The sequence below is a fragment of the Pumilibacter intestinalis genome (assembly GCF_943193005.1).
GTDB lineage: Bacteria > Bacillota > Clostridia > Christensenellales > Pumilibacteraceae > Pumilibacter > Pumilibacter intestinalis.
The window spans coordinates 38,757-50,858 of record NZ_CALPCH010000017.1 but is presented as its reverse complement, the minus strand read 5'-3'; the positions used below and the strand labels follow the sequence as shown (position 1 = coordinate 50,858).

Sequence of the window (12,102 nt, the reverse complement as noted above, 5' to 3'; positions counted from 1 at the left end):
GACCCTACGCCTAATCCCGACCCTACGCCTAATCCCGACCCTACGCCGGACCCCGACCCTAATCCGGGCGACAACGACGGCGACAACAAGCCCGGTTCTTCCGACTCGGAAGACAAAGGCGGCTGTTTCGGCTCTGCGGGAGCAAACGCGGGCATGGCGGCTACGGCGCTTCTTTGCGGCGCAACATATATACTCCTGCGCAAAAGAAAGAGCGTAAACAAGTAAAAGCGCAACGCGAAAAAAAATCGCATATTGACAACTCGCGCTTTATGGTGTATACTTATCTTATACGAACGCAAGGGGATAGGAAGAGATGATACGCCTTCGAAACGTAGGGAAGGACTACACCGCCAAAAACAAGTTGCAGACTCGTGCGTTGAAAGATATTTCGCTCGATATCGGCAACAGGGGAATGGTGTTTATACTCGGCAAAAGCGGAAGCGGCAAGTCTACGCTTCTCAATATCCTCGGCGGATTAGACGAGGTTTCGAGCGGCGAAATTTTCTTTAACGGCAAAAGTTTCAAGGACTTTAAGCAGGCGGATTACAACGCATACCGCAATCGTTGCGTGGGGTTCGTGTTTCAGGACTATAATCTTCTCGGCGATTTCGACGTGAGCGGCAACGTCGCGCTTGCGTTGCGGCTGGGCGAAAAGGGCGAAACCAAAGAAAAAACGCTTTCCGCGCTCCGAAAAGTGGGGCTCGGCGAAGAGTATTTAACGCGCAAAACCCAAGAGCTGTCGGGCGGCGAAAGGCAACGCGTGGCGATTGCGAGGGCTATAGTAAAAGACAGCGAACTGATACTTGCCGACGAGCCGACGGGCAATCTCGACGCCGCAACGGGCAACGGCATATGGGAGATATTCAAAGAGATATCGCGTGAAAAACTCGTTATCGCGGTTTCGCACGACCGAGAGAGCGCGGAAAAATACGCCGACAGAATAATAGAAATAGCCGACGGCGAGATTGTTTCGGATACGGGAAAGCAAATAGACGCGGACGAGGGCGAAAAAGTTTACAACGCAAAAAGGTGCGGTTTGCCTATAAGCACCTGCTTTAAGATGGGCGCGAATAATTTAATGCAGCGAAAAGTCAAAACGGTGTGTACCGCGTTGTTTGCGATATGCACCGTTTTTGTGCTGTTGGTCGCGCAAATCGTGAGCGCGTATTCGCCCGAGAAAACCATGGCGAAATTTATCGAAAAGAACGGCATAGATTATATCTGCGTAAGGCAGGGGCAAACGCATTATATTACGGAATTCAGATACGGATACATTTTAGAACCCTCTACTCTGCAATACATTACGCAAAATTCAACTTTCATTAAAAACGGAGAGGTGGAAAGCTCGCGGGATATTTTGGATATGGGACTTGTTTTTGCGGGCGAGTATATCGAAATAGACGACTCTTCGTATTATATCACGCTTTCGGGGCTTGATAAGTTATACGACTCGATGAGTTCGGTTGTGGAAATCGACGGAAAAAAAGAGCCGCTTGTAAAAGACTTTCATCCCGCCGAATATCTTATAGGCAAAAAGGTAGGAAGCAAAAATTCCGAAAATTTGATTTTGGCGGGAGTGATAGACGATACCCGCGTAAATCCTCTTTCGAAATTTGCTTTGTTTGACGAATATTACACCGAAAAGAACGCGGTAAAGAAGATATATTCGAATTGGTACAACACCGACAAAGAGTATTCCGAACTTACGCTGTTTTTGGACGGAGCGGCATATTCGGGCGAAATGCGGATAGAAAAAGATTTCAACCGCAGTAATTCGGCGGTAATGACGGAAAACGGCATGATACCTTCGAGGGAGTTGGAACTTGCCGACGACGAAGTTGTGTTTACATACGAAATGTATTGCGAATATTTCAAGGCTGACCCGAGGTGGTCGTATGTGTCGAGAGATTTGCAAACGGTGTTGAAAATGCCCGAGCAAATAGGGAAGAGAATGGATTTTTGCTTTAAGGGATACGCCTCGGGGGAAACGTATTGCGAAGTGCGGTCGTTAAAGTTCGCGGGCATAGAATTTTACGAAGAAACGCCGCCCTCATCGTACGGAAACTTGGCGGATGAAAAAGATACCCGAATGTTTTTCGGAGAAGCCGCGTTCGAGTACGTAATGAAGCGTTTGGATAAAGACGTCGAAATTTTGATAAACTTGGCGAGCATAAAAGAGCCCGAAGAATTTCTCGTGGATTTCCGAAAATATCATCAAGGATATGTGAGTAACGTAGGAGAAACCATAACGGACGGAGAAAGAATACAATATTTTTCCTTTGTTTACGGTTTCGAAGAAGATTTGTGGACGTTCAAAATTGTATTTTTGGCATTGTCCGTCATAATGGCGTTGTTACTGCTGTTGTTTGTAATAAATTTGATTTCCTACAACGTGATGAACCGCCGCAAAGAAATAGGAATACTTCGCGCCCTCGGGTCGTCTAACAAAGATTTGCTGAAAATTTTCATTTTCGAAACATTGATTATATCCGTTATTACCTGCGCGGTTGCGCTTGCGGCAATTATAGGCGCGGCGTTGGGATTTAACCACTTGAGCGCGGCGTTTTACAGGTTTTCGGAACTGCTCGAAGTTCCATATTTGAGGGTGGATATATTTACCGTGCTTACGCTTTTGGGCGGCGCGTTCGTACTGCCCGTTGCGGCTACGCTGTTGCCGCTTATAAAAATCGCGGGGCAAAAACCCATAGAGGCAATCAAAAATTTGTAATAAAATTAGTGGATAATGCCATAGGCCACCCACTATATAATGTACCGCGCAAACGGTTGCTTTTAGCGGCTCGGTTGCGGTATAATATATAGTACACGGTTAAAAGGAAAAGAGTTTATGGCAGAGAAAGAGAAATTTTATATAACCACGCCCATATATTATCCGAGCGGCAAGTGGCATCTCGGGCATTGCTACACCACCGTATACGGCGACGCCGTTGCGCGGTTTAAGCGCATGGAAGGGTACGACGTGTTTTATCTTACGGGCACCGACGAGCACGGGCAGAAGATAGAGAAACGCGCGGCGGCGGCGGGCGTGAGTCCCAAACAATTCGTGGACGGACTCGTTGCCGAAATCAAAGAGCTATGGAACGCGCTCGATATCTCTTACGATAAATTCATTCGCACCACCGACGATTACCACGTTGCCGCGGTGCAAAAGATATTCAAGCGTTTGTACGAGCAGGGGGACGTATACAAAGCCAAATACAAGGGCAAATACTGCACGCCGTGCGAGGCGTTTTGGACGGAAACTCAGCTCAAAGACGGCAAGTGTCCCGACTGCGGCAGAGAGGTGCAAGACGCGGAGGAAGAAAGCTACTTTTTCCGCCTGAGCAAATACGCGCCGCGAGTGCGCGAGCTTCTCACGCAAACCGACTTTTTGCAGCCCGAGAGCAGAGTTGCCGAAATGGTAAACAACTTTATAGACGCGGGACTCGAGGATTTGGCGGTGTCGCGCACCAGCTTTAAGTGGGGCGTGCCCGTGGAGTTCGACAAAGGGCACATAGTTTACGTGTGGGTGGACGCGCTCAGCAACTATATAACCGCGCTCGGCTACAATCCCGAAAGCAAAGAACTTTCGCCGCAGATGAAAAAATACTGGAGCGCGGATTTGCACCTCATGGCAAAAGAGATAGTGCGTTTCCACTCCATAATATGGCCGGCGATACTCATGGCTTTACAGCTTCCGCTTCCCAAAAAGGTGGTTGCGCACGGCTGGCTTCAGTTTAACGGCGACAAAATGAGCAAGTCGAAGGGCAACGTTGTTGACCCCTTCGAACTTTTGCCGCGCTTCGGAAAAGACTCGCTCAGATACTATCTGCTTCGCGCCATGCCGTTCGGAGCGGACGGGGCGTTTACCGCAGAAACATTTTTAACCCGCATAAACGCCGACCTTTGCAACGACCTCGGCAACCTCGTGCGCCGCACCGTGAAAATGAACGAGCAATATTTTTCGGGCAAAATCGCGGAGGGCAAAGCGGAGAGCGACGACCTGCCGCTCATAGCGCAAATGAACGCGCTTTACGGCGAGGTTAAAGCCGCGATGAACGAATACAAGCCGCAAGTCGCGCTCGAAAAGATATTCGACCTCGTGGGCGCGGCAAACAAATATATAGATTTAACCAAGCCGTGGGTGCTTATTAAAGAGGGCAAAACCGAGCGGCTGGGCGAAGTGCTTTACGTATTAACCGAAGCTATACGCATTACGGGCGTTTTGCTTGCGCCCTTTATTCCCGAAACGGCGGGCAAGGTGCTCGACAATCTCAAACTTAAAGCGCCGAGTTCGTTCGACGGGCTCGAATACGGCAATGTGAAATCTTACGAAACCGTTGCGCTCGACGCGCTGTTTCCTCGGCTGGACGTGAAAAAGGAGCTTGCCGAGTTCGAAAAGAGCGGCGAAAAAGAGGACGGCAAGGCGAAAAGCAAGGCAGACAAGCAAAACAAAGAAAAGAAAGAGGATAAAAAGGAAATGAGCGAAGAAAACGGACTTATAACCATTGACGAATTTTTCCGCACGCAGTTGCGCGTTGCCGAGGTAATCGCCTGCGAAAAGGTGGAAAAGGCGGATAAACTCTTAAAGCTCACGCTCAAAGTGGGCGAAGAAACGCGCACGGTGGTGTCGGGCATAGCCAAGCACTACACGCCCGAGCAAATGGTGGGCAAGCGGGTTGTGCTCGTGGCTAACCTCAAGCCCCGAGCAATGCGCGGCATTGAGAGCCAAGGCATGATACTTTGCGCGTCGGAGGGCGACAAGTTGGTGCTCGTAACGCCCGAGAGCGCGATAGCGAGCGGAGCGGAAGTATGCTGATAGACACTCACGCGCATCTTACCGACGTGAAATACGGCGGGGCGCGGGAAATAATAGACAACATGCAAGCCGACGGGCTGGAGCGCATAATAGCGGTGGGCTTCAACGAGTTCACGAGCGCGTATTCGGTTAAGATAGCCGAAGAAAACGAAAAGATTTTCGCCGCCGTTGGCGTTCACCCCTCGGACGCGGCAACGGCGGGGCAGGGCTATCTCGGTGCGCTTTCCGACCTTTGCGACTCCGACAAGTGCGTGGCGATAGGCGAAATAGGGCTTGACTACCATTACGAAGACACCGACAAACGCGCTCAACACCGCGTTCTCTGCGAACAACTCGAACTCGTGCGCGAAAAGAAATTGCCTGCTATATTCCACGTGCGCGACGCATACGGCGATTTTTACGATATTATAAGCAAACATCGCGATTGCGTTACCGCGGGCGCGGTTATGCACTGCTTTTCGGGCAGTAAGGAAACCGCCCTCGTTTACGCCGATATGGGGTTTTACATATCCTTTTCGGGCAGTATAACCTTTAAGAATTCCAAGGCGGGCGAAATAATAAGCGCGTTGCCGCTCGAGCGTATACTCATAGAAACCGACTGCCCCTATCTTGCGCCCGTTCCGCACCGCGGAGAAATCAACTACCCCAAATACGTGCGCTTTCAAGCCGAAAAAATAGCAGAAATACGAGGCGTTTCGGTAGAAGAAATAATAAAGATTACTCGCGACAACGCATATAGGGCGTTTGCGAAAATGAAATGATTTTTTGCGCACGAGAAAACAACGTTACCAAAAAGGATAGGAATGGATAATTATCTGTACAAACTCAAAGGGAAGATATATCTCAATATAACCAACCGTTGCGGGAACAGGTGCGAATTTTGTATTCGCTCCAACTCCGACGCGCTTGTGGGTTACGATATGAAACTTTCCCGCGAGCCCGATTTCGAGGATATGAAAAAGGCGATAGACGAGTTGCCCGACCCGCTCGGAGAGGTCACTTTTTGCGGCTACGGCGAACCCACTTACAATTTCGACACTCTCGTTAAAACCGCCGAATACTTAAAGTCGCGAGGGGCAAAAGTGCGGCTCAACACCAACGGTCAGGGCAGACTCATAAACGAGCGCGATATAGTGCCCGAGCTTGCGGGCAAGATAGACGAAGTTTCGGTTTCGCTCAACGAAGCCGACCGCGGAGCGTATCAAAACCTGTGCCACCCCAAATTCGGCATGTTCGCGCACGACGAAATTTTGGACTTTGCGAAGAGTTGCAAAGAGGCGGGCATATCCACCCGCTTTACGGCGGTGGATATAATTCCCAACGTGAGCATACGCCGCTGTCGAAAATTGGCTGCGGATATGGGCATACCGCTCGCCGTAAGGCAACACATTTCGGACAACGAGAAATATAAGTAAATAACATTGTTATTGCGACAATATATGCGGCTACCCGTGTCATTGCGAGGAGGGCGAAGCCCGACGCGGCAATCTCAGCCATGAGAAAAGTATGGCAGCCGTAATCTCGAAAAGGATTTTCGCGATTGCGATTGAAAAGCGCACAAATATGCCGAAGAAGGCGATTTCGCGCAATTATGCCCCTTTAGAGGGCGCGAGAGAGCGCGAGCAAAAAAATAATTACAAAATTCGCACGTAACGAGCCGAAAAACGCTTTATTTTTCGGCTCGTTTGTGTTATAATTTAGAGGTAAAATTTCCTATAGAGGAGAGCGCGAACAAAATGGCGAAAAAGGTAGACACGCATTACGACAGCAGCGAGATACAGGTACTCGAAGGACTCGAACCGGTACGCAAGCGTCCGGGCATGTATATAGGCAGTACCGACGAGCGCGGCTTGCACCATCTTATAGTCGAAATCGTGGATAACAGCGTAGACGAAGCTCTCGCGGGTTATTGCGATACGATTATTATAGAGCTTACGCCCGAAGGCGCGGTTGCCGTGACCGACAACGGGCGCGGCATACCCGTAGACATTCACCCCAAAGAAAAAATCAGCTCGGTAGAGGTCGTTCTTACCAAGTTGCACGCGGGCGGCAAGTTCGGCGGCGGCGGATACAAGGTGTCGGGCGGCTTGCACGGCGTGGGACTTTCGGTAGTTAACGCGCTCAGCGAATGGCTCGAGGTGGAGGTGTACAAAAACGGCAAGATGTATCGCCAAAAGTACAACCGCGGCGTGCCCATGCGTCCGCTTGCCGAGGTGGGGCGCACCGAGCGCACGGGCACCAAAGTAACCTTTTTCCCCGACGACGAGATATTCGAAACAATCGAGTTCACGTACGACGTTATCCGCACGCGCATGCGCGAGGTGGCTTATCTCAACCGCGGGCTTACCATACAGCTCATAGACAATCGCCCCGGCAGAGAAAAGCAGGAAACTTTCCGTTACGACGGCGGCATACTCGACTTTGTGGACTACCTAAACCGCAGTAAAGAAACGCTGTTTCCGCAGTCTTTGTATATAGAAAAGACTTTCAAAGACAACACCGTTGAAATTGCCATGCAATACAACGACAGCTACAGCGAACTCATTTACGCTTACGCGAACAACATAAACACCGAAGAGGGCGGCACTCACTTGGTGGGCTTTAAGAACGCGCTCACCAAAGTTATCAACGATTACGCGCACGAGCAAAAGGTAATAAAAGAGGAAGAAAAGCTCACGGGCGACGACGTTCGCGAAGGACTCACGGCGATAGTGAGCGTTAAGCTCACCAACCCGCAGTTCGAGGGGCAGACCAAAACCAAGCTCGGCAACAGCGAAATGCGCGGCTACGTGGAAAAGGCTCTTACCGACGGGCTGGGTACCTACCTCGAGGAGAACCCCAAGGAAGCCAAAGAGCTCGTATTAAAGTGCATTACGGCGCAACGCGCGCGCGACGCGGCTCGCAACGCTCGCGAACTCACCCGCAGAAAGGGCGTTTTGGAAACCACCACGCTTCCCGGCAAGCTCGCCGACTGCTCCGACCGCGACCCCGCGCACTGCGAAATATATATAGTGGAGGGCGACTCCGCAGGCGGCACGGCAAAACAAGGGCGCGACCGCAGATTTCAGGCGATACTCCCGCTTCGCGGCAAAATACTCAACGTGGAAAAAGCGCGACTCGGCAAGGTGCTCGAAAACGCCGAAATAAAGGCTATGATAACCGCGTTCGGTTGCGGCGTGGGCGAAGATTTCGACGAAAGCAAGTTGCGCTACGATAAAATCATTTGTATGACCGATGCCGACGTAGACGGCAGTCACATAAGAATACTGCTTCTCACGTTCTTCTTCCGCTACATGCGCCCGCTCATAGAGAAAGGGCACGTGTTCAGCGCAATGCCGCCTTTGTACAAGGTGAGCAAAGGCAAGAACGACAGCTACTGCTACACCGAAAAAGAGCTTAACGAAACGCTCGACAAGCTCGGCAGAAAGGGTTGCGACGTTCAGCGTTACAAAGGTTTGGGAGAAATGAACGCCGAACAGTTGTGGCACACCACCATGAGCCCCGAGTTCCGCACGTTAAAGCAGGTTACTATGGACGACGCGTTTGCCGCCGACGAGATATTCACCATTCTTATGGGCGAAATGCCCGAACTGCGCCGTCAGTTCATAGAAGAAAACGCCAAACTCGTTAAAGAATTGGATATTTAGTAACGTACGGGTTCTATGTATGAGATTGCCGCGCTCGCATAGCTCGCTCGCAATGACAGGTAAACGCTTGCAATGACGCGCAATCCATATCACACCCAACCCGTCATTGCGAGCGTAGCGAAGCAATCCCGTGCATGAGGGCATATATCCCGTCATTGCGAGCGTAGCGAAGCAATCCCATGCATGAGGGCATATATCCCGTCATTGCGAGCGTAGCGAAGCAATCCCATGCATGAGAAAGTAAAAGTTGGTTTAATATTGAGGAAAATAGAATGAAAAAGAGAAACTTTTCGGAAGAAGAAATAAAGCACGTAGACAACACCAAAATCGTCAAGGTTCAGCTCGAAGAGGAAATGAAAACCTCCTTTATAGCCTACGCCATGGCGGTTAACGTATCGCGTGCAATTCCCGACGTGCGCGACGGCTTAAAGCCGGTGCATCGCCGTATACTTTACTCTATGGGCGAACTCAACCTGTTCGCCGATAAGCCGTACCGCAAGTGCGCCCGCATAGTGGGCGACGTGCTCGGCAAGTACCACCCTCACGGCGACAGCGCGGTATATATGGCTCTCGTGCGCTTGGCGCAGGATTTCTCCATTCGTTGCCCGCTCGTTGACGGTCACGGCAACTTCGGCTCGGTAGACGGCGACCCTCCCGCGGCTCAGCGTTACACCGAGGCACGACTCAGTAAGATTGCGGGCGAGATGCTCCGCGATATAGACAAAGAAACGGTTGACTGGTATCCCAACTTCGACGATACTTTAGAGCAACCCACCGTTCTCCCGTCGCGCTTTCCCAACCTTTTGGTAAACGGCTCCGACGGCATAGCCGTAGGCATGGCAACCAACATACCGCCGCACAACTTGGGCGAGGTAATAGACGGCGTTTGCGCACTCATAGACAATCCCGAAATTACGGTAGACGAGCTTATGCAGTATATACCCGCGCCCGACTATCCCACGGGCGGACTCATTATGGGCAGGGCGAATATCCGCCACGCCTACCGCACGGGCAGGGGCGGCGTGGTAATGCGCGCCAAAACCGAAATAGAAGAATATCCCATGCGCGACGGCAGCAGTCAGACCCGTCAGCGCATAATAGTTACCGAACTGCCCTATCAGGTAAACAAAGCCGAGCTCATTAAGCACATAGCCGACCTTGTGAAAGACAAGCGCATAGAGGGCATCTCCGACGTTAAGGAAGAGAGCGACCGCCAGGGCATGCGCATAGTTATAGAGGTTAAGCGCGACGCGCAGGCGCAAGTGGTGCTCAACACGCTTTACAAGCACACCGAATTGCAGGTTTCGGGCGGAATTACTTTCCTCGCGCTCGTGAACGGCGAACCCAAAATTCTCAATCTCAGAGAAATGCTCTACTACTATCTCGAGCATCAAAAAGAGGTTGTGCTTCGCCGCACCCGTTACGACCTCGAGAAAGCGGAGGAACGCGCTCATATCCTCGAAGGTCTTGTAAAAGCTCTCGCCAACATAGACAAGGTTGTGGCGATAATCAAGGCAAGCCGCGACAAGTTCGAGGCGAGCGAAAAACTCATGAGCGAGTTTATTCTCTCCGACAAGCAGGCGAACGCCATACTCGAAATGCGCTTGCAACGCTTAACGAGTTTGGAGGTGGAGCACCTTCGCGCCGAACTCGCCGCTCTCAAAGAGACCATTGCCGACCTTAAGAACATTATAGCCAATCCTCACAGAGTGGAAGAGATAGTAAAGACCGAGCTCAACGAAATCAAAGAAAAATACGCAACGCCGAGAAAAACCGAGCTTTGCATAGACTACAACGAGATAGATATAGGCGACCTCATCGAGCGCGAAGACGTGGTTATATCCATGACCCATTTCGGATATATCAAGCGTTTGCCCACGGCGGAATACCGCGCACAGCACCGCGGCGGCAAGGGCATTACTGCTCACCGTCCCAAAGAAGAGGACTTTGTGGAGAACATGTTCGTTACGTGCACGCACGACGACTTGCTGTTCTTCACCAATTTCGGCAAGGTATACGCGATTAAGGCGTACGAAGTGCCCGAGGCGGAGCGCACGGCTCGCGGCAGGGCGATAGTAAACCTCTTGCAACTCGGCGAGGGCGAAAAGGTGAACGCCGTTATACCCATTAAAGAGGATATGCGCGGCAACCTTATAATGGCCACAAAGCGCGGACTCATTAAAAAGACCAAGCTCGAAGAATTCGCCTCCATTCGCAAAGTGGGCAAGATAGCCATAACTCTCACCGAGGGCGACGAACTCATTTCGGTACAGCTCACCTGCGGCAGAGACGAAATACTCATAGCATCGAGCGCGGGCAAGTGCATACGCTTCGCCGAAGACGACGTTCGACTTATGGGACGCGGCGCACAGGGCGTTAAGTCCATGAAGATAGACGAAGACGACTACATTGTGGATATGACCGTTGTTAAAGACGGCAGCGAGGTGCTCACGGTGTCGCAGTTCGGTTACGGTAAGCGCACCGATATAGAGGACTACAGATTGCAGAGCCGCGCGGGCAAGGGCATAAAAGCGGGCACGTTCAACAGCAAGACGGGCAGACTCGTAAACCTCAAGCAGATTACGCCCGACGACGACGTAATGATAATCGCCGACAACGGCACGATAATACGCATGCGCGCCAAAGAGATAAGCAAAATAAGCCGCGACACTCAGGGCGTGCGCATGATGAAGATGAAGGGCGAGGGCAACGTGGTTTGCGTAGCCGTGGCTCAACCCGAAGAAGAAGAGATACTCGAAGAAGGCTCGGAAGAATAAAACGAAACGCAAGACGGGGCGTATCCCAAAAACGCGCCCCGTTTTTCGCTTTTGCCAAAGACGAGGAGATATACTTATGCATAAAGATTTGGAAAGCATTGTGCTTACGCGCGAGCAGATTGCGCAAAAGGTGAAAGAGGCGGCGAGTTGGCTCGACGAAAAGTTCAAAGACTCCAAGCCGCTCGCCATAAGCGTACTTAAGGGAAGCGTGTTCTTTTTCTGCGACTTGTTGCGCGAAATGAAAACGCCGGTTCAGCTCGATTTCATGACGGTGTCGTCTTACGGCTCAAAAGCCCAAAGCTCGGGCATGCCCAAGATAGTTATGGACCTTGCCGCTTCGGTGGAGGGGCGCGACGTGATACTCGTTGAGGATATAGTGGACTCGGGGCACACGCTCGTTCGCATGCGCGACCTAATAATGGGCAGGGGAGCGAAGTCGTTTACCACCGTTGCGCTTTTCGATAAGCCCTCCCGCCGCCAAGTGGATATAAAAGCCGATTACTCCTGTTTCGAGATAGCCGACGAATTCATTGTGGGCTACGGACTGGATTACGCGCAGCAATACCGCAATTTGCCGTATGTGGGCATTTTGAAGCGCAGCATTTACGGCAACGTATAGCGGCACATCTACGCACTACGTGCTCGTGCCCACGTGGTCACGTACCTCAAAGTACGCTCCCGTGCGGGCACTGCGCCTGTTGTGCGTATCTGCACCGCTCTCCGTTGCCTTTACGGCGAGCGTATAAGGGCACACGCGCGGGCGCACCCACAGCTGTGCCAATCCGCAACCCTTCTCCGCCGCCTTTTACGGGCTACCTTGTCATTGCGAGCGGCGTAGCCGCGCGGCAATCCCATGCGGGTA

General features: G+C 51.5%; 8 protein-coding genes and 1 pseudogene. 8 read left to right on the top strand and 1 reads right to left on the bottom strand.

What is annotated here, in order from left to right; translation table 11 throughout:
- The 8 genes and pseudogenes from NFR55_RS08455 to hpt all read left to right on the top strand — a co-directional run.
- A pseudogene (locus tag NFR55_RS08455) lies at positions 1 to 225 on the top strand (hypothetical protein); the annotation flags it as partial.
- Between the two features lie 88 nt (positions 226 to 313).
- Positions 314 to 2,728: an ABC transporter ATP-binding protein/permease gene (locus NFR55_RS08450; protein ID WP_251548262.1), complete on the top strand. Its 2,415-nt coding sequence runs from the start codon at positions 314 to 316 to the stop codon at positions 2,726 to 2,728.
- Positions 2,729 to 2,845: 117 nt separating this feature from the next.
- Positions 2,846 to 4,816, top strand: coding sequence for a methionine--tRNA ligase (gene metG, locus NFR55_RS08445; protein ID WP_251548260.1), 1,971 nt, complete (start codon positions 2,846 to 2,848; stop codon positions 4,814 to 4,816).
- Positions 4,810 to 5,577: a TatD family hydrolase gene (locus NFR55_RS08440; RefSeq protein ID WP_251548258.1), complete on the top strand. Its 768-nt coding sequence runs from the start codon at positions 4,810 to 4,812 to the stop codon at positions 5,575 to 5,577. The genes metG and NFR55_RS08440 overlap by 7 nt, the downstream gene beginning before the upstream one ends.
- A 42-nt stretch (positions 5,578 to 5,619) precedes the next feature.
- On the top strand, positions 5,620 to 6,231 hold the full coding sequence (locus NFR55_RS08435) for a TatD family nuclease-associated radical SAM protein (protein WP_251548256.1): 612 nt from the start codon (positions 5,620 to 5,622) through the stop codon (positions 6,229 to 6,231).
- Between the two features lie 321 nt (positions 6,232 to 6,552).
- A complete protein-coding gene (gene gyrB, locus NFR55_RS08430) occupies positions 6,553 to 8,463 on the top strand; it encodes a DNA topoisomerase (ATP-hydrolyzing) subunit B (protein ID WP_251548254.1) in 1,911 nt (636 codons plus the stop codon).
- 272 nt (positions 8,464 to 8,735) lie between these two features.
- Positions 8,736 to 11,240, top strand: a complete 2,505-nt coding sequence (gene gyrA / locus NFR55_RS08425) for a DNA gyrase subunit A (RefSeq protein ID WP_251548252.1) — start codon at positions 8,736 to 8,738, stop codon at positions 11,238 to 11,240.
- A gap of 76 nt (positions 11,241 to 11,316) precedes the next feature.
- Positions 11,317 to 11,859 carry a hypoxanthine phosphoribosyltransferase gene (hpt, locus tag NFR55_RS08420; protein ID WP_251548250.1) on the top strand — a complete coding sequence of 181 codons (543 nt, stop codon included), beginning with the start codon at positions 11,317 to 11,319 and terminating at the stop codon, positions 11,857 to 11,859.
- A 15-nt stretch (positions 11,860 to 11,874) separates the two neighbouring features.
- Here hpt and NFR55_RS08415 read toward each other — a convergent pair whose 3' ends face one another.
- Complete coding sequence (locus tag NFR55_RS08415; RefSeq protein ID WP_251548248.1) at positions 11,875 to 12,021, bottom strand: hypothetical protein; 147 nt, start codon at positions 12,019 to 12,021, stop codon at positions 11,875 to 11,877.
- Between the last annotated feature and the right edge of the window lie 81 nt (positions 12,022 to 12,102).